Source organism: Streptomyces sp. NPDC033966 (genome assembly GCF_055575955.1).
In genome coordinates this window covers 273,606-294,052 of record NZ_JBVIRQ010000009.1, presented here as the reverse complement: position 1 = coordinate 294,052, position 20,447 = coordinate 273,606, and the positions used below count along the sequence as shown (strand labels likewise).

At 72.4% G+C, this 20,447-nt stretch carries 19 protein-coding genes and 1 tRNA gene; 7 read left to right on the top strand and 13 right to left on the bottom strand.

Annotated elements, in window-relative coordinates; genetic code table 11:
* Positions 1-15: 15 nt before the first annotated feature.
* From ACZ518_RS25860 to ACZ518_RS25830, 7 genes are all read right to left on the bottom strand, one after another.
* Positions 16-1,152 (bottom strand): LLM class flavin-dependent oxidoreductase, encoded by a 1,137-nt coding sequence (locus ACZ518_RS25860; protein ID WP_469115364.1) that lies wholly within the window; start codon positions 1,150-1,152, stop codon positions 16-18.
* A gap of 136 nt (positions 1,153-1,288) precedes the next feature.
* Positions 1,289-1,999: a GNAT family N-acetyltransferase gene (locus ACZ518_RS25855; protein ID WP_469115363.1), complete on the bottom strand. Its 711-nt coding sequence runs from the start codon at positions 1,997-1,999 to the stop codon at positions 1,289-1,291.
* 7 nt (positions 2,000-2,006) lie between these two features.
* Entirely contained in the window at positions 2,007-3,032 is a 1,026-nt protein-coding gene (locus tag ACZ518_RS25850) for an ABC transporter substrate-binding protein (RefSeq protein ID WP_469115362.1), read from the bottom strand.
* Positions 3,033-3,085: 53 nt separating this feature from the next.
* On the bottom strand, positions 3,086-3,871 hold the full coding sequence (locus ACZ518_RS25845) for an amino acid ABC transporter ATP-binding protein (RefSeq protein ID WP_469115361.1): 786 nt from the start codon (positions 3,869-3,871) through the stop codon (positions 3,086-3,088).
* Entirely contained in the window at positions 3,868-4,863 is a 996-nt protein-coding gene (locus tag ACZ518_RS25840) for an amino acid ABC transporter permease (protein WP_469115360.1), read from the bottom strand. Before ACZ518_RS25840 ends, ACZ518_RS25845 begins: the two co-directional genes overlap by 4 nt.
* A 94-nt stretch (positions 4,864-4,957) precedes the next feature.
* Positions 4,958-7,294, bottom strand: a complete 2,337-nt coding sequence (locus ACZ518_RS25835; protein ID WP_469115359.1) for an arylsulfatase — start codon at positions 7,292-7,294, stop codon at positions 4,958-4,960.
* Positions 7,291-7,839, bottom strand: coding sequence for a rhodanese-like domain-containing protein (locus ACZ518_RS25830; protein ID WP_469115358.1), 549 nt, complete (start codon positions 7,837-7,839; stop codon positions 7,291-7,293). The genes ACZ518_RS25835 and ACZ518_RS25830 overlap by 4 nt, the downstream gene beginning before the upstream one ends.
* A 387-nt stretch (positions 7,840-8,226) precedes the next feature.
* On the opposite strand from ACZ518_RS25830, the gene ACZ518_RS25825 reads away from it, so the two are divergent.
* From ACZ518_RS25825 to ACZ518_RS25810, 4 genes are all read left to right on the top strand, one after another.
* Positions 8,227-10,467 (top strand): sulfatase-like hydrolase/transferase, encoded by a 2,241-nt coding sequence (locus tag ACZ518_RS25825; protein WP_469115357.1) that lies wholly within the window; start codon positions 8,227-8,229, stop codon positions 10,465-10,467.
* Positions 10,468-10,601: 134 nt separating this feature from the next.
* Entirely contained in the window at positions 10,602-10,739 is a 138-nt protein-coding gene (locus ACZ518_RS25820) for a hypothetical protein (RefSeq protein WP_469115356.1), read from the top strand.
* Positions 10,740-10,810: 71 nt separating this feature from the next.
* Positions 10,811-11,734 (top strand): formylglycine-generating enzyme family protein, encoded by a 924-nt coding sequence (locus ACZ518_RS25815; protein WP_469115355.1) that lies wholly within the window; start codon positions 10,811-10,813, stop codon positions 11,732-11,734.
* A gap of 427 nt (positions 11,735-12,161) precedes the next feature.
* Complete coding sequence (locus tag ACZ518_RS25810) at positions 12,162-13,037, top strand: glutathione S-transferase C-terminal domain-containing protein (RefSeq protein ID WP_469115354.1); 876 nt, start codon at positions 12,162-12,164, stop codon at positions 13,035-13,037.
* Between the two features lie 43 nt (positions 13,038-13,080).
* Here ACZ518_RS25810 and ACZ518_RS25805 read toward each other — a convergent pair whose 3' ends face one another.
* Positions 13,081-13,668: a helix-turn-helix domain-containing protein gene (locus tag ACZ518_RS25805; RefSeq protein WP_469115353.1), complete on the bottom strand. Its 588-nt coding sequence runs from the start codon at positions 13,666-13,668 to the stop codon at positions 13,081-13,083.
* A gap of 199 nt (positions 13,669-13,867) precedes the next feature.
* Here ACZ518_RS25805 and ACZ518_RS25800 point away from each other — a divergent pair, with 199 nt between their 5' ends.
* Together ACZ518_RS25800 and ACZ518_RS25795 are read left to right on the top strand one after the other, a co-directional pair.
* Complete coding sequence (locus ACZ518_RS25800; RefSeq protein ID WP_469115352.1) at positions 13,868-14,998, top strand: aryl-sulfate sulfotransferase; 1,131 nt, start codon at positions 13,868-13,870, stop codon at positions 14,996-14,998.
* Positions 14,995-16,332, top strand: coding sequence for a uracil-xanthine permease family protein (locus ACZ518_RS25795; protein WP_469115351.1), 1,338 nt, complete (start codon positions 14,995-14,997; stop codon positions 16,330-16,332). Before ACZ518_RS25800 ends, ACZ518_RS25795 begins: the two co-directional genes overlap by 4 nt.
* 201 nt (positions 16,333-16,533) lie before the next feature.
* Here ACZ518_RS25795 and ACZ518_RS25790 read toward each other — a convergent pair.
* Positions 16,534-16,607 (bottom strand) — tRNA-Pro (locus ACZ518_RS25790).
* Between the two features lie 116 nt (positions 16,608-16,723).
* On the opposite strand from ACZ518_RS25790, the gene ACZ518_RS25785 reads away from it, so the two are divergent.
* On the top strand, positions 16,724-17,203 hold the full coding sequence (locus ACZ518_RS25785) for a DUF309 domain-containing protein (protein WP_469115350.1): 480 nt from the start codon (positions 16,724-16,726) through the stop codon (positions 17,201-17,203).
* On the opposite strand, the gene ACZ518_RS25780 is transcribed toward ACZ518_RS25785, so the two are convergent.
* Genes ACZ518_RS25780 through ACZ518_RS25765 form a run of 4 tightly spaced genes read right to left on the bottom strand, consistent with a single transcriptional unit; the run spans position 17,200 to position 20,447 of the window.
* Positions 17,200-17,589: a VOC family protein gene (locus tag ACZ518_RS25780; protein ID WP_388931210.1), complete on the bottom strand. Its 390-nt coding sequence runs from the start codon at positions 17,587-17,589 to the stop codon at positions 17,200-17,202. The genes ACZ518_RS25785 and ACZ518_RS25780 overlap by 4 nt on opposite strands.
* A gap of 4 nt (positions 17,590-17,593) precedes the next feature.
* Complete coding sequence (locus tag ACZ518_RS25775; RefSeq protein ID WP_469115349.1) at positions 17,594-18,220, bottom strand: LutC/YkgG family protein; 627 nt, start codon at positions 18,218-18,220, stop codon at positions 17,594-17,596.
* A complete protein-coding gene (locus tag ACZ518_RS25770) occupies positions 18,217-19,695 on the bottom strand; it encodes a lactate utilization protein B (protein WP_469115348.1) in 1,479 nt (492 codons plus the stop codon). The genes ACZ518_RS25775 and ACZ518_RS25770 overlap by 4 nt, the downstream gene beginning before the upstream one ends.
* On the bottom strand, positions 19,692-20,447 hold the full coding sequence (locus tag ACZ518_RS25765) for a (Fe-S)-binding protein (protein ID WP_469115347.1): 756 nt from the start codon (positions 20,445-20,447) through the stop codon (positions 19,692-19,694). Before ACZ518_RS25765 ends, ACZ518_RS25770 begins: the two co-directional genes overlap by 4 nt.

Below are 20,447 nucleotides of genomic sequence, written 5' to 3'. Positions count from 1 at the left end.
GTTCCGGATCCGGGGTCAGGCCGTGAGGGCTGCGGCGGCGTAGCGGTTGGCGGGGCGTTCCAGACCCAGCAGCCCGCGCAGCGAGGATGCCTCGTACGTACTGCGGAACACGCCGCGCCGCTGGAGCTCGGGCACCAGCCGGCGGGTGATGGCGGGCAGGTCGTGGGCGATGACGCCGGGACGCAGCCGGAATCCGGTCAGGCCCGTCTCCCGCCACTCCTGAAGCCGGTCCGCGAGCTGGGCGGGGGTCCCGCTGAACGTGGCGGCGTCGGTGGGGGCCGGGGCGCCCGCGATCCGGTCGAGCCGGTCGCGGCGGGCGGCGGCCGCCGGGCCGTCCTCGTCCAGGAACACGGTGAGGTCGGCGAAAACGTGCCGGGGGCCGGGCGGCGGGGCCGGCACGGCGGCCGCGGCCCGTGCCTCGTCCAGGTCGCGCGGGGTGACGTACACGAGGTCGACCGGACCGGTCCGGGGGGCTGTCGTGCCGGCCGGAGCCGTGACCAGGGGCTGGCCCTGCGGCGGACGCGGGGTGATCGACGGCCCCCGGACGCTGAAGTGCGCTCCCTCGAAGTTGATGTAGTGCAGCTTGTCGCGGTCGACGAACCGGCCGGTGGCCACGTCCCGGATCTCCGCGTCGTCCTCCCAGCTGTCCCACAGCCGGCGCACCACCTCCACGTGGTCGGCGGCCTCCTCGGCCAGCTCGCCCACCGGCGCGGGGAACGCCCGGCGCCCGAAGTGCCGTGCCTCGTACGGCAGTCCGGAGGTCTGTACGTGCAGGCCCGCCCGGCCCCGGCTGACGTAGTCGAGCGTGGCGATCGCCTTCGAGATGTGGAAGGGCTCGGTGTGCGTGGCCGTCACGCTCGGGACCAGACCGATGTGCCGGGTCAGCGGCGCGATCCGGGCGGCGGTCAGCACCGCGTCCAGCCGCCCGCGCACCCGGTCCGTGCGCGCGTCGGGTTCCGCCGCCGCGGACGACTGGAGGGCCAGACCATCCTCGAAGGTGACGAAGTCCAGCAGCCCGGCCTCCGCCTCGGCGACGACGTCGGCCCAGTACCGGGCCGTGAACAGTTCAGCGGGCCGGGCGCCCGGCTCCCGCCAGGCAGCCGGGTGCCAGCCGGCGCCGTCGAGCGCGACGGCGAGGTGCAGTTCGGACACGTCGAACAACGCCTTTCTGATCGACCGTGGTGAAGGAAGGAAAAGAAGGGGGGTTGGGGAAGCGGGTCCGGGAATTCTTCGGACCGGCTCGAAAAAACGCTACGTCGTACGCAACAGCGGCACAATGACCGCAGCATTAAGGGAATTCGGCAGCCTTGTTGCCCGGTGTCCGGACCGCGAGGAACAGCGGCCGCCTGCGCAGCGTGAAGCCGATCGACTCGTACAGCCGGATCGCCGCGGTGTTGGACGCCCCGGTGTGCAGGAACGGCACCTCCCCGCGTTCCCGTATGCCCGCGGCCACCGCGCGCACCAGCCGGGTCGCCAGCCCCCGGCCCCGGTGGCCGGGGCGGGTGCACACCGCGCTGATCTCCGTCCAGCCGGGTGGCCGAAGCCGCTCCCCCGCCATCGCGATCAGCCGGCCCTCGTGGCGGATCCCGAGGTACCTGCCCAGTTCCACGGTCCGGGGCAGGAACGGGCCCGGCCGTGTGAGGGCGACGAGGTCGAGCATCTCCGGTACGTCGGCCGGACCGAGCCGCACCGCTTCGGGCGCCGGTTCGGCGCTCAGTCCGGTGTCGACGAGTTGCACGCCCGGGACCGAGCCCACGGTCTCCCAGCCGTCGGGCGGGTCCAGCAGGCCGGTGAGCCCGACGACCTGCCCGGGACCGGTCAGGGCCTGCAAATCATGCCAGGAGCGGGGGTCGCCGGGGTCGGCGAGGGCGGCGAAGGGGGAGACGTCGTCGCGGTAGCGGGCGGCGCGGCCGCCGCCGTCCGGAGCCGGCACGGCGAACGGGGCGTGCGGACCGCAGAGCGAGGCCCAGGCGGGATTGTCCAGGATGTGGGGTGGCACCGGTGGCTCAGGAGTTGGTCAGCGGCAGGCCGGGCGGATTGACCTCGGAGGTCTTCACGGCCTCCTCGGACAGGTTCCAGGCCGCCAGCAGCTTCGCGTACTGCCCGTTCTGGATCAGGTGGTTGATCGTCGCCGCGACAGGCTCGGCCAGCTTGCCGTCCTTCTTGGCGGTCGCCGCGATCAGCCCCTGGAGGGTCTCCCCCGCGCCGGAGAACTGGCCCGCGTTGCGGGTCGGCGTGCCGCTGTTGGCGGTCTGGGTGATGTGGTACGCGCTGGACGGGTTCGGCACGAAGGTGATGTCGATCTTCTTGCCGCTGAGCGCCAGGTAGGTGCTGTTGCTGTCCGGGAAGTACTTGACGTCGATGTCCTTGCCCTCGGACCGCAGTCTCGCCTGCCACTCCAGGAGGATCTTCTCCTGGTTGGTCCCCCGGGCCACCGCGACCGACTTCCCCGCGAGGTTGCGGTAGTCGCCGCCGAACTGCCAGGGGTTGTCCTTCAGCACCTCGAAGGCCAGGTTGTCCTGCCGGTACGAGGCGAACTCGTACTTCTTCTTCCGCTCCTCGGTGACGGTGACGTTGGAGAAGGCCACGTCGACCTTGCCACTGTCGATGCCGACGAACAGGTTCTCCCAGGTGGAGTTCTTCACCACCGGCTTCAGCCCGAGCGTTGCGGCCACCAGCCTTCCGAGGTCCGGCTCCGCGCCGGTCAGGGTCTTCTGGTCGGTGCCGACGTACGCCAGCGGCGGGAACCCGGCGGGCAGCGCGCCCACCCCGATGACCAGTTCCCCCCGTTCACGGACGGCCTCGGGCAGTTTCGCCCGGAGGGACTCCTCCACCGGGACGGTGAGGTCGGTCTGCTGCGCCGCGCCGTTGGACAGGGCGCCGACGGTGACCGTGGCGGTGCCCGCCGGGGCACCGGTCCCGCCGGCTCCGGTGGCTGCGCTCTTGCCGCCGCAGGCGGTGAGCCCGGCGACGAGGGTCGCGGCGGCGGCCGCGGTGGCGAGGGCTCTGCGGAATGGCTTCAGGTGGTGCATGGGGTGACGTTCCTTCGACTCGCGGGGTAGGAGGTACGGGGCGGGGTGAGCGGTCAGAGCACTTTGCTCAGGTACTCCCGGGTCCGGGGGTGGACCGGGTTGTCCAGGACCTGCTCGGGCGGGCCCTGCTCGACGATCCGGCCGTCGTCCAGGAAGACGATCTCGTCGGCCACTTCGCGGGCGAAGCCGATCTCGTGCGTGACGATCAGGAGGGTGGTCCCGCCGCCGGCCAGGTCCTTGATGACGGCCAGCACGTCGCCGACCAGTTCCGGGTCGAGCGCGGAGGTCGGCTCGTCGAAGAGGATGACGCCGGGCCGCAGCGCGAGCGCGCGGGCGATGGCCACCCGCTGCTGCTGCCCGCCCGAGAGCTGCCGCGGGTAGGCGTCGGCCCGGCTGCCGAGACCGACCCGTTCCAGCAGCTCACGGGCGAGCGTCCGGGCCTCCCGCCTGGACAGCCGTCCGGTCGCCACCGGCGCGGCGGCCACGTTGTCGAGCACGGTGAGGTGGGGGAAGAGGTTGAAGTTCTGGAAGACGAAGCCGATCCGCCCGCGCTGGGCGAGGATCGCGCGTTCGCTCAGCTCCTTGAGCCGTGTCCCGTGCCTCCGTACGCCGACCAGCTCGCCGCCCACGCTGACCTGACCGGCCTCGGGCTTCTCCAGGTGGTTGACGACCCGCAGCAGGGTCGACTTGCCGGAGCCGGAGCGACCGATCACCGCGGTGACCGTGCCCGGCGGGACGTTCAGGCTCACCCCGTCCAGGACCCGCCGGTCGCCGTACCACTTGTGCACGTCGTGCACCTCTATGGCGGCGGGTGCACCCGTCGTGGCGGTGGTGGTCATCGCGCGGTCTCCTTCCGGAAGCGTGCCCGCAGCTCGCGCAGGCCCGCCCGGGCCCGCTGCAGGGGTGTGGGCGGCATGGTCCGCAGTGCCCCGCGCGCGTAGTACCGCTCGACGTAGAACTGCACGACGGACACGACGCTGGTCAGGACCACGTACCAGGCGGTGGCGACCAGCAGCAGCGGCACCACGTCCCCGGGGTAGGTGGCGCCCAGGCTCTGCACCGAGCCGAACAGGTCCAGCAGTGACACGTAGAACACCAGTGAGGTGGCCTTGACGAGCCCGATCAGCTGGTTGACGTAGCTGGGCACGATGGAGCGCAGGGCCTGCGGGAACACGATCCGGGCGAACTGGTAGCGCTGGGGCAGTCCGAGCGCGGCGGCGGCCTCGTGCTGGCCCTGGTCCACGGAGAGCAGCCCGGCCCGGACCACCTCCGCGGCGTACGCCGCTTCGACCAGGCTCAGTCCCACGACCGCCACGGCCATGTCGGTGGCCAGCTTCGACTCGTCGAAGGTGACGAGGGCCGGACCGAACGGCACCCCGAGGCTCAGCGTGGGGTACAGGGCGCTGAGGTTGTAGAGGAAGAGCAGGACGACGATCAACGGCACGGAGCGCAGCAGCCAGATGTACGTCCAGCTCACCGTCCGCAGTACCGGGCTGGCCGACAGCCTGCCGAGGGCCAGCAGGATGCCGCCCAGCAGCCCCAGGACCGCGCTGTACGCGGCCACCTGGAGCGTGACGAGCAGACCGTCCAGGATCACCGGCCGGGTGACCCAGTACGCGAACCGGTCCCACTGGTAGAAGGGATTGGTCAGCAGCCCGTGCGCGGCCTGGGAGGCCAGCACCAGCACGACGAGGGTGGCGACCCACCGCCCGGGCCGCCGCAGCGGCAGCACCCGCTCTGCCGGAGCGGGCGGACCGGACCGTCCGGAAGGGCCGGACGGCGCGGTCAGGAGAATCGATTCGGTCAAGGACACTCCCGCAGGCTCGGTCATATTCGGAATTCCGGGAACGGGTATCGGGCCGGCTGTACCGGCGAATTCACGGGCGGGACACACAACGCCTCCGCCGGACACAATGCACAGCGGTTCATTCGAATGCGGCGGCCGCCTCGCGCAGCGCGCGGGCCACCAGTTCCGGGGCGTACGGCGCCTGCGCGCCGGGCGTGTACGTCACGGATCGCAGGCCGCCGGTGTAGCGGAAGCCCCGGTGGCGCTCGTACACCGGCCAGGAGACCGGCGACTTGCGGTCCACTCCCACGCTGATGCCCTGGAGCGGAGCCATCCCGATGAGCTGGTGCACGCTGCCGGCCAGTCGCCCCGTCTGCACTCCGTCGACCAGCAGCCGGAACTCCCAGCGCAGGCCCTCCAACGCGGTGGCAGACAGGGTGACGGTCCGTCGTCCGACGGGCAGCGGACCTGCGTCGGCCTCGTGCAGCCTGCCGTACTCGTTGTAGGCGAAGCGCAGCCGCCCGTCTTCGACGTACAGGCTGTAGCCGCCGCCCTGGTCACCGTGCGACACCAGCACGCCCTGGTCACCGGCGCCGTGCTCGTCGAGCTCGACCGAGATGTCGAATGAGCGGAAGGAGATCAGCCGGGAGGACCGGTAGCGCTCCAGCTCCGGGGTGTCCGGCAGGAGCGTGAGGGGGCGGTGGAACCGCTCCTCGGCGGGATGGCGCCGGGCGAGCGCCCCGCTGCCGTCGGAGAGGGGGAAGACGCCGTTGCGCCAGGCCGCCGCTTCCCAGGCCGCGGCCAGCTCCTTCACCACCTCCGGGTGGTCGGCGGCGACGTCGGTGGTCTCGGTCGGGTCGGTCGCCAGGTCGTACAGCGCCCATTCGCCGTCGTCGTACGGGGCGCCCGGCCGGTGCAGGGTGACCAGCTTCCAGCCGTCCCGGTAGTAGCTGCGGTTCCCGGACATCTCGCAGTACTGCTCGGTGTGTGCGCCCGGGGTCCTGGCGTCGCGCAGGACCGGGGTGAAGCTGACCCCGTCCAGCTCTTGCGCGGGGCGCGAACGCCACTGCTCGGGCCGCCGTACGCCCGCCAGGTCCAGCAGGGTGGGGGTGACGTCGGTGACGTACTGGTACTGGTGCCGGATGCCGGGGTCGTCACCGCCGCGCCGCAGCCCGTCCGGCCAGGAGATGACGAACGGGACGCGCACCCCGCCCGCGTAGGTCTGGCCCTTGTACAGCCGGAACGGGGTGTTGGAGGCCATTCCCCAGCCGCGCGGGTAGTGCACCAGGCTCCGCGGACCGCCGATGAGCTCGGTGTCCCGTGCGACGTCCGGGTCCCAGTCGTCGGGGACGGGCTGGTGGACGAAGCGGCTGAAGTAGCTGCGGGTGCCCTCGGCCCCGCCCTCGCCGGTGCCGCCGTTGTCTGAGGTGAACAGCACGATGGTGTTGTCGAGTTCACCGAGGGCACGCAGGGTGTCGGTGATCCGCCCGAGGTTCTGGTCGATGTTGTCGACCATCGCCGCGTACACCTCCATGTAGCGGGCGTAGCGTTGCTGCTGATCGGGCGTGAGCTCCTCCCAGGGGCCGACGTCGAAACCGGCCTCGGAGTTGCGGTCCGGGAGGGCGGTGCCCGCGGGGAACAGGCCGTCGGCGATCTGGCGGGCGAAGCGGGTGCCGCGCAGCGCGTCCCAGCCGCCGTCGTAGCGGCCGCGCTGGCGCTCGATGTCCTCGGGCTTGGCCTGGAGGGGACCGTGGACGGCGTTGTGCGCGAGGTAGAGGAAGAACGGCTTGTCGGGGTCGTGCGCGCGCAGCGACTTCACCATGGCGATGGCCTCGTCGGTGATGTCGTCGGTGTAGTAGTAGCCGTCGGGCAGTTCGTCGATGTCGAGTGGGCTGTTGTCGCGGACCAGTTGGTGGGGGTGGAACAGGCTGGTCAGGCCCTCCAGCACGCCGTAGTACCGGTCGAAGCCCTTCTGCAGCGGCCAGTTGCGCCGGTCGTCGGCGGCGTTGGAGGCGGAGTCGCGGGTCAGGTGCCACTTGCCGACCGCGTAAGTGGCGTATCCCGCGTCGTGCAGCACCTCGGCGAGGGTGGGGACGTCCTGGCCGATCTCCATGCCGTAACCGGGGAATCCGGGGTCGGAGTTGGCGACCGTCGAGTACCCGACGCGGTGCGGGTTGAGGCCCGTGAGCAGGGCCGCCCGGGCGGGGGAGCACAGCGGCATGGTGTGGTAGTTGGCCAGCCGCAGGCCGTTCGCGGCCAGCCCGTCGAGCACGGGGGTGGCGATCTCGGCGCCGAAGGGGCCGATGTCGCTGTAGCCCATGTCGTCGACGAGGACCACGACGATGTTCGGGGCGCCGCCGCCGGGCGTGCGCCGCGGCGGCCAGGCGGGTTGGGACTCGGCGAAGGTGCGGCCCACGTGGCCCGCGAACCCCTCGTAGGGGTCGCGGCGGTTCGGGGTACCGGTCGGCTCGGTCACGGGCGGGCCTCACTGCCGCGGCGGTTGAACGGCAGTCGGCCGAGGACCACCGCCATACCGCAGGTGTCGGTGAGCGCGGAGAACACCAAGCCCGCGGCGATCGCCGCGGACAGCAGCCGGAAGACCGGGTGCACGAACAGCCCGAGGAGCAGGCCGAGCAGCACGACGGCGCCCGCGGTGAAGCGGACCTGGCGTTCCATCCCCCACACGGCCCGGGCCGGGCCGTCCGGGGAATGGAGGCCGTGGCCGGCGGCCGTCCAGGCGCTGGTGCCGCCGGTGAGGCTGGCAGCGGGGACCCCGTGCGCGGCGAGGGCCTCCGCGGCCTTCCCGGAGCGGGCTCCGGAGGCGCACACCAGCAACAGGGCGCCCCGCTCGGCGGTCTGCCGGAGCTCGGGCAGGCTCCGCTCGATGCGGTCGAGGGGAACGTTGACGGAGTCCGGCAGATGACCGGAGGCGAATTCGCCGGGGGTCCGGACGTCAACGACGGTCAGCTGGGGCAGGCGGGCCTTCGCTTCGCCGACGCTGAGGGTGGGGGAAACGCGCATGGCGGAACTGGTCCTTGGCTGAGTCGGAACGGGCACGGCCTACGGGGTCCATGGGGCCCAGGCCGTGCCGGGGATGTTAGGCACTTCCGGGCCGCCCGGACGGGAGGCCGCACGACTGCCATGAGGTCGCCATGCAGCGGCAACAACCGGGGCTCGCCCGGACGTCTCAACGGGGCGTTCGTCGTCGATGCCGTGGGACACCAGCGGGGCACGGGGACGGTGGCGGACGTCCGGCTCGACGACGGTGCGTCAGCGGCGAGCGGAGGAAACGGCTCCGCGGCGCAGGGCGCCGACACATGTTCTTCATGGCCTGTGCATGGAACAGGTCTGGTTCGCCGACCCATGATCGGCTGAACACCCGCAGCCGCCATCGAGGAGCAGTCACCCATGTCCAGCCGCCGTACCTTCCTGGCCGGTTCGTCCGCCGTGCTCGGCCTGACCGCCGCCACTACCACCGTCGCCGGGTCGGAGCAGGCGGCGGCCTCGGTTGCGGTCCCGGAGACGGGGGACGGCCAGGTCAGCAGGCCTCCGAACTTCGTCGTCGTCCTTGCGGACGACCTCGGCTACGGCGAACTCGGCGCCTACGGCCAGAAGCTGATCACCACACCCCGCCTGGACCGGCTCGCCGCCGAGGGACTGCGCTTCACCGACGCGTACTCCACCGCTGCCGTGTGCGCACCCTCCCGCTGCTCCCTGCTGACCGGACTGCACACCGGCCACTCCACCGTGCGTGCCAACCCCTCGTCAGGCGGCCAGGGTTCGCTCACCGCCACCGACACCACCTTCGCCCAGGTGCTGCGGGCCCGCGGCTACCGGACGGCCCTGGTCGGCAAGTGGGGCTTCGGACCGGAGACGGCCGGCCAGGAAAGCCATCCGGCCGCCCGCGGCTTCGAGGAGTTCTACGGCTACATCACCCACGGCCACGCCCACGAGTACTACCCCGAGTACCTGTGGCACAACGACGCCAAGGAACCCATCGCCGCCAACGTCGGTGGCGTCAAGGCCGTGTACGCCCCCGACCTGCTGGAGCAGCACGCCCTGGAGTTCATCGACGCCCACGCCGCCGAGCCGTTCCTGCTGCTGCTCACCCCGAACGTGCCGCACGCCCCCAGCGACGTACCCGACACCAGCGCGTACGCCGACCGCGGCTGGACGGACGCGAACAAGGGGCACGCGGCCCAGGTCAGCTACTTCGACGCGCTCGTCGGCAAGGTGGTCGACCGGCTCCGCGCCCGCGGGCTGGAGCAGGACACCGTCGTCCTCGTCACCAGTGACAACGGCCCCCACGAGGAGGGCGGGGTGAACCCCGACCTGTTCGACGCCAACGGCCCGCTGCGCGGCTACAAGCGCAACCTCTACGAGGGCGGCGTACGGATCCCGCTCATCGCCTGGGGCCCCGGCCGCGTCAGGCAGGGCACCAGCGACCGTCCGACCCCGCTGACCGACGTGCTCCCCACCCTGGCCGAGCTCGGCGGCGCCCCCTCCCCCACCGATGTGGACGGCCTGTCCGCCGCTCCCCTGCTCTCCGGCAGCACCGACTCGGCCCTCCACGGACACCTGTACTGGTTCCGCGACGAGTGGGGCGTCACCAGCCGGGCCAACGCGCAGGACAGCAAACGCGCCACGTGGCTGGCCGAGGCAGTCCGCCGGGACAACTGGAAGGCCGTCCGCTTCGCCCCCGAGCGGGACCACAACCTCCCCGACGACAAGTGGCAGGTGGAGCTGTACGACTTGGCCACCGATCCCGGCGAGACCCGTAACGTCATCGACAAGCACTCGGCGAAGGCCGGCGAACTCGTGGCGCTGATGCGCTCCTCCTGGAAGGACACCTATCCCCGCAAGCCCTTCGGCACGCAGCTGACCCTGCCCACTCTGGCCGTCCCCGGTGGGCCGTTCACCGTGACCGCCACACTGGACAACGGCTCCGCACGGCCCTGGACCAACGCCGCGCTCGCCCTGCGCGCCCCCACCGGCTGGACCGTGACCCCCGCCTCCCCGGCCACGGCGGACCAGCTCGCCGCCGGCGGTCGCCTCACCACCTCCTGGCAGGTGACCCCGCCCGCGGACGCCACCCCCGCGACCGCGTGGGCGCTCACCGCGGAAGGCACCGCCGACACTCCGTCCGGGCCGGTCCGCTACCCGGCTACGGGCACCGTCCCCACCCCACCGGCCCCTCCCGTCCGCGACTCGTACCTCTCCGACCTCACCTGGATCAGCGCCACCAACGGCTGGGGGCCGGTGGAGCGCGACACCTCCAACGGCAAGAACGCCGCCGGCGACGGCCCCCTGATCTCCTTCGGCGGTACGACGTACCCCAAGGGCCTGGGCGTCCACGCACCCAGCGACATCGCCTACCACCTCGGCGGTGCCGCCATCCGGTTCACCTCTCTCGTCGGCATCGACGACTTCTCGGCCAAGCAGAGCAGCGCCGGTGCCACCCGGGCCAAGGTCTACGGCGACGACCGCCTGCTGCTGACCACCCCCACGCTCACCGCGGCCACCGGCCCGGTCCGCGTCGACCTGGACGTCCGCGGGGTACGCGTCCTGCGCCTCGTGGTCGAGGACGCCAACAACCGCACGTCCTTCGACCACACCTCATGGGCCCTGGCCCACGTCACAGTGGGGTGAGCCTTTCAACGCACGGATTTCCGGGGAGGCCGTTCCGGAGCGTCGCTGCCGAAACGGCCTCGCCGGCATTCGTCGACCGGATTGCGCGGGGCCAACAGGTTCGTGCAGCGCACCCCGGCTCCGCCATGGGCCAGGTGGCGGCCGGCAGTTGCGACCTGACCGGCGACCCGTACCAGCTGACGAACAAGCTCTACCAGGCCACTCCGCAGGACGAGCAGAACCTGGGCATCCCCGCCCTGGCGGCGGGGCTCGCAGCGGACCGCACCGCGTAGCGGCATCCGGCGGGTGCTTCCCTGTGCCGCCCGCGGAGCACCCGCCCCACTCACCATCCGACGGAGCCTCCATGCCTTCCTGCTGCACCCCCGAACACGGTGACGCGCCCGCCACCACTGTCACGCTCGCGCTCTCCCCGGCACCGCGGCAGCGCGTCGCCGACCCCCAGCACGCCGCCCGGCGGCTGATCGACCTGCCGGGCGGGCGCTTCCTCATGGGCACCGACGACCCGGACGCCTTTCCGGCCGACGGCGAAGGCCCGGTACGTGAGGCGGAGGTCGGCCCGTTCCGGATCGCCCCCACGACCGTGACCAACGCCCAGTTCGCCGCCTTCGTCAAAGCCACCGGCCACGTCACCGAAGCCGAACACTTCGGCTTCTCCTTCGTCTTCGGCGGATTCCTGCCCGACGGGGTCGCCGCCGAGTCCCCGGCCGTGGCAGCTGTCCCGTGGTGGCGGGCCGTCGCCGGCGCGACCTGGCGCCACCCCGAAGGCGCCGGCTCGTCCCTCGCCACCCGGCAGAACCACCCCGTCATCCACGTCTCTTGGAACGACGCCCAGGCCTACTGCGCCTGGTCCGGCACCCGTCTGCCCACCGAGGCGGAGTGGGAGTACGCAGCCCGCGGCGGGCTCGAACAGCGACGCTACCCGTGGGGTGACGAGCTCTCCCCGGGCGGGCGGCACATGTGCAACATCTGGCGGGGCGACTTCCCCGAATTGAACACCGCGGAGGACGGCTGGGAGGGTACGGCACCGGCGAGGTCCTTCCGGCCCAACGGCTTCGGCCTCTACAACGTCGTCGGCAACGTGTGGGAATGGTGCGCCGACTGGTTCGCACCGCACACCAGCCGCGTGATGCGCGGCGGCTCCTACCTCTGCCACGACTCGTACTGCAACCGCTACCGCGTCGCGGCCCGCAGCTCGAACACCCCCGACAGCTCCTCGGGCAACATCGGCTTCCGCGTGGCGGCGGACAGCACCAAGCCCTGCCCTTAGGCCGACGGAGGGCATCAGGGCCACACGGTCGCGTTCGTCGAGGCCGCATCGGAAGGGTCCGGTGCGGCCTCGAACGGTGCCGGCGCCTCCCGGAGTTCCCCGGCGCCCCTCTTGACAGCGCCCGGACACGCGTCGACACTCCAGATCGGCGAATCCTGCTGAACCGGTAGGGAATCATGGGGTCTTCTGCGCTGGACCGCGGCACGGGTGGGGTCCTTCCCACCGTCCTGCCGACGCGGCTGCTGACGTCCCGGCGCCACATCGACCTTCTGCGCGTGTGCAGCGCGGCGAGTCCCCTGCACCGTGACGGGCCCGCGCCCGCCTGCCCCTGACCCTCGCGCACCCACCCCCACCGGGTCCCGGCCGCGGCGAAGCCGTCGCGGGCCGTAGCCGCATGCCCCGTGACCGAGCACTCCCAGGGAGAACCATGTCCGTAACTTCTCCGCATGCCGTGCCGTCCTTCCGAAGCAGGATCGGCCGTGATGCGCGCAGCGGCTACCCCGCCGTGCCGAACCGCTACCGCCTCCACCTCACACCGTCCTGTCCGCAGTGTCTGCAGATCGCCATCACGCACAGCCTGCTCGGCCTGGCGGACGCCGTCCCGGTGATGTTGCTGCCCGCCGTACCTGACGCACCGGGCGGCGGGTACCTGGCCCTGCGCCCGCTGTACGAGGCCAGTTCGCACCGGCATCCCGGTCCATCCGTGGCGCCGGTGCTCAGCGACGGCTGGACCGGACGGATCGTCAGCACGCACACGCACGACATCCTCCAGGACCTGGCCTGGCGGTTCGGTGCCTCCGGCCCGCGTCTGCATCCCGACGGCGCCGATGCACGGATCGAGGCCGTCGACCGGTTCTGCGAGCAGGACATCAACGCGGCGGCGCAGCGTGCCGGACAGTCCGGCACCGACGTGGCGGCCCGCGACACGGCACTCGCCACCCTGCTGCGCGCCCTGGACGCACTGGAGCTGCGACTCTCCTCCGCGGAGTGCGTGCTGGGTGGTGAACTCACCGCCGCTGACGTTCGGTTGTGGGTGACGCTGGTGCAGCTGGACACGGTGCACCGCTGGCACCTGGACGCCTCCGCGGTGTACCGCGTCACCGACCACCCGCACCTGTGGTCGTACGCGCGAAGGCTGGCGGCACATCCCGCGTTCGCGTCCCACCTGGACCTGGACGGCATCGCTCGCAGGCACCACGTGCACTGCCGGGGCACGGAGGCCGCCGGTGCGGCGGTACGGATCGTGGACTGGGCGCATCACGTACCGCGAACCGTCGCCGTCATGAACACGACCCGGAGCTGATCACGAGTCCGGCGGGGGGCTCCCGAAGACCGAACCTCCCACCTCAGCGGTGCGGGTCGGCGGTGGCTTCGATGTGCTCGGCGACGGCGACGAGCAGCACCCGGGTGCCGGGGGTGGTGGCCCGCCAGCAGTGCCGGACACCGCCGGAGAGGTAGAGCGTGTCGCCGCGGCCCAGCCGGTGGACCTGCCCCTCTGCCTCGACCTCCGCGGCACCATCGGCGACGTACATCAGCTCGTCGTTGCGGTGCCGGAATTCGCGTCGGCCGTCGTGGTCACCGGTGAACTCCAGGGCGTGCAGCTGGTGATGGCCGCGTACGAGGGGGCGTACGCGGCTCGGCGTCCCGCCCGCCCCCTCGCGGGCGGACGCGAGGCCGGGGTCGTCCTCGGCCCGTACGACATCCACCCGGCGCGGGTTCTCGGAGGCGGCGAGCAGCTGCACGGCGGTCGTGTCGAGTGCGTCCGCGACGAGCTGCAATGAGCGCATGCTGGGCCGGGCTCGGTCGTTCTCGATCTGACTCAGGAACGGTACGGACAAGCCCGTTCTGGCGGCGATGTCGGCGAGGGTGAGGTCCAGGGCGCGCCTGCGCCTTCGGACACTGGGGCCCACTCGCGGCCCGCTCGCCTCGCCCATGATCTCTCCCGACCCCCACGTTTCGTTCTGCCCGAACCCTAACGCGGGCCGGCGGCTGCCGACTCCGCCGCCGGCACCTCGGCACGCGGCAGCGAGCGATTTCGTACTGCCGTCACACCGCTGACACACCAACCCCCTAGCGTCTAAGTCACTTGAACTGGTCAAAGAAAGTTTGACCGCACAGACGTTAGGGACACCCATGCCTCCCGTGGACCAGAACGCCCGCCGCCGGCGCGGCACCGGCCTGATCGCGATCGACGCCGGAGCCGCCTTCCCCGGATACACCCTGTTCGCCCCGCTCACCGGCACCGGCGAGGTCTACCTCATCGACCTGCACGGCCACGTCGTCCACGAATGGCGGTTCCCGTACCGCCCCGGCCGCCACGCCCGCCTGCTCGACAACGGCCACCTCGCCTACAACGGCGTGCTCCCGGACGAGCCCGCGCTCTTCCCCATGTGGCACAAGTACCGCGGCGGCATCATGCTCGAAGCCGCGCCCGACGGCGCGGTCCTGCGTGAGCACCGTGACCCGCTGCAGCACCACGACGCCCACCACCTCGGCGACGGCCGCATCCTCTACACCGCACTCGAGCCCCTGCGCGGCGCCGAGGCGGCGGGCGTGCGCGGCGGGGTCGAGGGTTCGGAGGCCGAGGGCGGCACCGTCTGGGCCGACACCATCAAGGAAGTCGATGCGGACGGCAACGTGCTCTGGTCCTGGAGGGCCGCCGAGCACCTGGACCGCGACGCTTACGCTCTCCACCCCGACTACGCCCGCGAGCACTGGCCGCTGATCAACAGCGTGACGCCGCTCGCCGACGGCAACGTCCTGGCCAGCCTGCGCAGCGTCTCCGCGGTCGTCGTCATCAGCCGGGAGACCGGCGAAATCCTGTGGCGCACCGCGCCGGGCGTGGTCTCCCAGCAGCACGCGCCCACCGAGCTGCCGAGCGGCAACTTCCTGGTCTTCGACAACGGCGTCTTCCGGCCCGGCCGGGACGTGCCGTTCTCCCGAGTCATCGAGGTCGAGCGGGCGAGCGGGACCATCGCGTGGGAGTACCACGACCCGGCCCGAGAGTCCTTCTTCGCTCCCTTCATGGGCAGCGCGCAGCGGCTCCCGAACGGCAACACCCTGGTCACGGACTCGCCGTCAGGCCGGCTCTTCGAAGTGACGGCGGAGGGCTATCTGTGCTGGGAGTACGTGGTCCCGTACTTCGGCGCCTACCGTGAGTCCGAGGTACGGGAGCTCTTCCCGGCCGAGCCGAACGCCGTCTTCCGTTCGTATCGTTACGGCCCCGAGCAGCTCCCGTGGCTGGATGCCGGGGTACGGCCATGAGAACGTCCGCCGGGACGCCCGCGGCTCCGGGAACACTTGCCGCCGTCCACCCCGTCGACGAGCGGCTGCCCCTGCGGCGGCTCGCGCCGCTCTCCGCCCAGCACGTCCTCGCCATGATCGCGGCTCCGGTCTCCACCGCGTTCCTGACCGCCGACGCACTGGGCCTCTCCGGCGAGCGCACCGCGTCGCTGCTCAGCGCCACCCTGGTCCTGTGCGGCATCGGGGCACTGCTGCAGTCCTTCGGGACGTTCCGGGTCGGCGCCCGGCTGCCGTTCGTCATGCTGCCCGGCGGAGCCGCGACCGCGATCTTCCTGCAGGTCGCGGCCGAGCACGGAGCGGCGACCGCGAGCGGCGCGGTACTGCTCGCGGCGGCCCTGCTGCTGGCCGTCCTGCCGCTCTACGCGCGGATCGTACGGCTCTTCCCTCCGCTGGTCATGGGCGTCACCGTGCTGCTGATCGGGGTCGCCATGGTGCGCGTCGCCGCGCAGCTGATCACCGGACCGGGCGGCGGCCGGGCCGCCGCACCGTCCGCGGTCGCCCTCGCCGGGCTGACCGTCGGCTGCACGCTCGCCGCGTACTTGCTGTTGCGCGGCGTGTGGCGGCAGATGGCGGTGCTGATCGGCATGGCCGCGGGGACGGCGATTGCGGCCGCCTCCGGGCTGGGCGCGTTCAGGCCGGCGCATGGATCGGGGCTCGCGCTCCCGCACCCCTTTCCGTACGGGACCCCACACCTCGACGTCCTCGCCGCACTGCCTCTGCTGATCTTCAGTCTGGCCTCACTCGCCGAGGCGACCGGGCAGACGGTCCTCAACAGCGAGGCCGTGGGCCGTACTCCGGACCCCGGACGTGACGTGCCTCGCGTCGTCCGTGCGGACGCCGTGGTCTCCCTGCTGGGCGGTGTGTTCGGCACCTCCCTGCTGGTGACCAGCTCGGAGAACATCGGCATCGGCAAGCTGACCGGTGTGCGCAGCCGGTTCGTCACGGCGGGCGCGGGCGCGCTGCTCATCGCCTCCGGGCTGCTGGCGCCGGTCTCCCGGCTGCTGGCGGGCATCCCGGCGCCCGTCGTCGCGGGCTCCGCGCTGGTGGTGTACGCGGTGATCGCGGTGATGGGCGTGGAGATGTTGCGCCGGGTGGACCTCGGAGACCGTACGAACTCCATGGTCGTGGCCGTCGCGCTGGCCGCGGGGCTACTGCCGGTCGTCTCCCCGGGGCTGTACGACGGCTTCCCCGGCTGGGTGCGTACCGTCCTGGGCAGCGGGGTGGTCGCCGGCACCCTCACCGCGGTGGTGCTGAACATGGTGTTCCGGTGGGCACGAGGCTCACGCACTCCCTGAGCGCTGCACCCCCGCACCGCAGCTGGTGCCGCGCTGTCTGCGCACCTCATGGTGCTCCGTGCACCTCGTTCGCTGCCAGTCACGGCCGTCACCGCGATCTGACCCGCACCGACCGCCCTGGTCCCAACTGGTCCCCAAAAACGATCGAGGGGCCGTTTTGGATTGCTCCAAAACGGCCCCTCGATCTGCGACTCTTTCGAGTCGGGACGACAGGATTTGAACCTGCGACCCCTTGACCCCCAGTCAAGTGCGCTACCAAGCTGCGCCACGTCCCGTTACTGCTTCGTGCCCCTCACCTGGGGTTTCCCCCTCGTGCCGGGCACATGCAGAACATTACCCCACGCCGAGGGGTGTGTGTGCACGGGTAATCGGAGACGGGCAGGATGGCGTGGTGAAGGAACGGGAACGCGACCGGGACGGTGAGGGGCGGGCGCGCAGTGCGCGGCCGCGGGACGGGCTGGGGCGGCCGCTGCCGTACGGGGCCGAGGGTGTGGCGCGGCAGCCCGAGGGGGTGGTTCGGACGCCGGAGCGGACGGTGGCGGAGGCGCAGCGGCTGCTGGACTCCGGGATGCCCTTCCACGCGCACGAGGTGTTCGAGGACGCGTGGAAGTCCGGGCCCCCCGGGGACGCCGGTCTGTGGCGGGGGCTGGCGCAGCTGGCGGTGGGGCTGACGCACGCCGCGCGGGGGAACGCCGTCGGCGGGGCGCGGCTGCTGCACCGCGGGGCCGCGGTCCTGGCCGGGCGCGGGGACGCGTACGGGATCGACGTGGCCGGACTGGTCGGGTGGGCCCGGGAGCTGGCCGGGCGGGTGGAGGCCGGGGAGCGGATCGACGCGGCGGCCGAGGCCCCCCGGCTCGCCGGACCCGCCTAGGCAGGCTGGAGGAGGTCCCAGCGGTTGCCGTAGAGGTCCTCGAAGACGGCGACGGAGCCGTACGGCTCGTGGCGCGGCTCCTCCAGGAAGCGGACGCCCTCGGCGGTCATCCGGGCGTGGTCGGCGGCGAAGTCGGCGGTGTAGAGGAAGAAGCCGACGCGGCCGCCGGTCTGGTCGCCGACGCGGGAGCGCTGGGCCTCGTCCTTGGCGCGGGCCAGCAGCAGGGCGGACTCCTTGGCGCCGGGCGGGCGGACCACGACCCAGCGGGAGCCGTCCGGCCGGGGGGTGTCCTCGGCGAGTTCGAAGCCGAGGGCACGGGTGTAGAAGTCGATGGCCTCGTCGTAGTCGTGGACCACGAGGGCGGTCAGGGCGATGTGGGATGGCATGCGGCTATTGTGCGCCGAGGAGGACGACGTCCAGGGTGCGGGGGCCGTGTACGCCTTCCACCCGGTCGAGCTCGATGTCGCTGGTGGCCGAGGGGCCGGAGATCCAGGTCAGCGGGCGGGCGGGGTCGAGGCGTTCGAGGGCCTGCGGGACGGAGTCCACGAGTTGGCCGGGGACGCGGACCACGCAGACGTGGTGGTCCGGGACCAGGGTGATGCGGCGCCGGCCCTGGCCGGGGCCGCCGTCGAGGACGATGGTGCCGGTCTCGGCGATGGCCAGGGCGCAGCCGGTGACGACGCTGTCGACCCGGTCGAGGTCGTGCGGGGTGGAGGCCGCGAGGTCGTGGATCCGGGTCGCGTCCGCCGCCGAGAGCCAGTGCGGGGGCAGGGCCGGGGGTACGAGGACCGTGCGGGAGGCGGAGAGCAGGCGGGCGAGGAGCCCCGGGAGACCGTCCTCGTCCGTGCGGTGGACCTTCGCCCGGTACTCGGTGAGGTTGGCGGCCAGCAGGTCGGCGGACTCGGCGGGGGTGCGGGTGCCGTGGACGCGGAGGTAGTCCCGGGAGACGGGTGGGGCGTCGGGGGCCTGCGCGTTGGCCCGCCGGATGCGGGACAGGATGCGGTCCTTGGTGCTCAACCTCGGGTCCCCCGTTCTCGGAGCCACCAGTCGCGGAAGGGTTCCGCCGGGATGTCGGGCAGTTCGCGGGTGTCGGTCCAGGCCCGGCCCGGGCCCGGGAGGCGGCGGGGGCGCAGCCGGCGGGCGCGGGCCAGCAGCCGCTCGCCCGCGCGCAGCGCGCCGGGATGGTCGAGGAGCAGCCGGGCGGCGCGCATGGCGGCCCGTTCGGCGGTGTGGCCGTGCGCGGGGCGCAGGCGTACGCGGACGCCCTCGCGGGTCACGGGGCCGCCCTGGACCACGCGTTCGCGGAGGTGGACGAGGACCTCGGGGATGTCGATGGCGACGGGGCAGACCTCGTAGCAGGCCCCGCACAGGGTGGACGCGTAGGGCAGGGTGGCGTCGATGGCGCTGCCGGTGCCGCGCAGTTGGGGGGTGAGGACGGCGCCGATGGGGCCCGGGTAGACGGAGCCGTACGCGTGGCCGCCGGCGCGTTCGTAGACGGGGCAGACGTTCAGGCAGGCGGAGCAGCGGATGCAGCGCAGGGCCTGGCGGCCGGTGGCGTCGGCGAGGGTGTCGGTGCGGCCGTTGTCGAGGAGGACGAGGTGGAAGGCGGAGGGGCCGTCTCCCTCGTGGGTGCCGGTCCACATGGTGGTGTACGGGTTCATCCGCTCGGCGGTGGAGGAGCGCGGCAGGGTCTGGAGGAAGACCTCCAGGTCGCGGAAGGTGGGGACGACCTTCTCGACGCCGACGACGGAGATGAGGGTGTCGGGCAGGGTCAGGCACATGCGTCCGTTGCCCTCGGATTCGAGGACGACCATGGTGCCGGTCTCGGCGACCATGAAGTTGGCGCCGGAGACGGCCACCTTGGCGCGCAGGAACTTCTCGCGCAGGTGGAGGCGGGCGGCTTCGGCGAGTTCGCGGGGGTCGTCGCCGAGGTCCTCGGGGGCCGGGCGGCCCCAGCCTCCCATCTGGGAGCGGAAGATGTCGCGGATCTCGGCCCGGTTGCGGTGGATGGCGGGGACCAGGATGTGCGAGGGCCGGTCGTGGCCGAGCTGGACGATGAGTTCGGCGAGGTCGGTCTCGTAGGCGGCGATCCCGGCGGCCTCCAGGGCTTCGTTGAGGCCGATCTCCTGGGTGGCCATGGACTTGACCTTGACGACCTCGCGTTGGCCGGTGGCGCGGACCAGGCCGGTGACGATGCGGTTGGCCTCGTCGGCGTCGGCGGCCCAGTGGACGGTGCCGCCGGCGGCGGTGACGGAGTCCTCCAGCTGGAGCAGGTAGCGGTCGAGGTGGCGCAGGGTGTGGTCCTTGACGGCCTTGCCCGCGGCGCGCAGCCGCTCCCAGTCGGCGAGTTCGGCGACCGCGCGGGCCCGCTTGTCGCGGATGGTGTGGGTGGCGTGCCGGAGGTTGGCGCGCAGTACGCCGTCCCGTACGGCCTCGCGGGCGGCGGAGGGGAACGGCGGGAAGGCGGGCATGCCGAGGTGCGTACCGGTCATCGCAGGGGGTCCTCCTCCGTGGCGGCCAGGATCTCGGCGAGGTGCAGGGTGCGCATCGGGTCCCCGGCGCGGCGGAGGATGCCGCCGAGGTGGGCGAGGCAGGAGTTGTCGGCCCCGCACAGCACCTCGGCGCCGGTGGCGAGCGCGGCGGCGGTCTTGTCGGCGCCCATGGCGGTGGACACGTCGGGGTTCTTGACGGCGAAGGTGCCGCCGAAACCGCAGCACTCCTCGGCGCCGGGCAGCTCGACCAGTTCGAGTCCCCTGACGGCGGCCAGCAGCCGCCGGGGGCGCTCGCCCAGGCCGAGGGAGCGCAGGCCGTGGCAGGAGGGGTGGTAGGTGACGGTGTGCGGGAAGTACGCGCCGACGTCGGTGACGCCGAGGACGTCGACGAGGAACTCGGTGAGCTCGTGGACGCGCGGTACGAGGTCCCCCGCGAGTTCCGCCAGCTCGCTCCCCCGCCCCTCCTCGGCGGCGCGGCGGCCGATGCGCGGGTAGTGCTCGCGGATCATCGCGGCGCAGGAGCCGGAGGGGGTGACCACGTGGTCGTACCCGGCGAAGGCCGCGGCGGTGCGGCGCAGCAGCGGTTCGGCCTCGCGGCGGTAGCCGGTGTTGTACTGGGGCTGGCCGCAGCAGCTCTGGGCGGCGGGGAAGTCCACCTGGACGCCGAGCCGCTCCAGCAGCCGTACGACGGCGATGCCGGTCCGGGGGTACAGCGCGTCGTTGACGCAGGTGACGAACAGGGCGGCGCGCAT

Coding starts and splice junctions, on each gene's coding strand:
- ACZ518_RS25840 (WP_469115360.1), bottom strand. CDS start 4,863: ATGACCGAGCCTGCGGGAGTGTCCTTGACCGAATCGATTCTCCTGACC.
- ACZ518_RS25850 (WP_469115362.1), bottom strand. CDS start 3,032: ATGCACCACCTGAAGCCATTCCGCAGAGCCCTCGCCACCGCGGCCGCC.
- ACZ518_RS25830 (WP_469115358.1), bottom strand. CDS start 7,839: ATGCGCGTTTCCCCCACCCTCAGCGTCGGCGAAGCGAAGGCCCGCCTG.
- ACZ518_RS25825 (WP_469115357.1), top strand. CDS start 8,227: ATGTCCAGCCGCCGTACCTTCCTGGCCGGTTCGTCCGCCGTGCTCGGC.
- ACZ518_RS25810 (WP_469115354.1), top strand. CDS start 12,162: ATGTCCGTAACTTCTCCGCATGCCGTGCCGTCCTTCCGAAGCAGGATC.
- ACZ518_RS25770 (WP_469115348.1), bottom strand. CDS start 19,695: ATGACCGGTACGCACCTCGGCATGCCCGCCTTCCCGCCGTTCCCCTCC.
- ACZ518_RS25805 (WP_469115353.1), bottom strand. CDS start 13,668: ATGGGCGAGGCGAGCGGGCCGCGAGTGGGCCCCAGTGTCCGAAGGCGC.
- ACZ518_RS25795 (WP_469115351.1), top strand. CDS start 14,995: ATGAGAACGTCCGCCGGGACGCCCGCGGCTCCGGGAACACTTGCCGCC.
- ACZ518_RS25765 (WP_469115347.1), bottom strand. CDS start 20,447: ATGCGCGCCGCCCTGTTCGTCACCTGCGTCAACGACGCGCTGTACCCC.
- ACZ518_RS25845 (WP_469115361.1), bottom strand. CDS start 3,871: ATGACCACCACCGCCACGACGGGTGCACCCGCCGCCATAGAGGTGCAC.
- ACZ518_RS25815 (WP_469115355.1), top strand. CDS start 10,811: ATGCCTTCCTGCTGCACCCCCGAACACGGTGACGCGCCCGCCACCACT.
- ACZ518_RS25780 (WP_388931210.1), bottom strand. CDS start 17,589: ATGCCATCCCACATCGCCCTGACCGCCCTCGTGGTCCACGACTACGAC.
- ACZ518_RS25800 (WP_469115352.1), top strand. CDS start 13,868: ATGCCTCCCGTGGACCAGAACGCCCGCCGCCGGCGCGGCACCGGCCTG.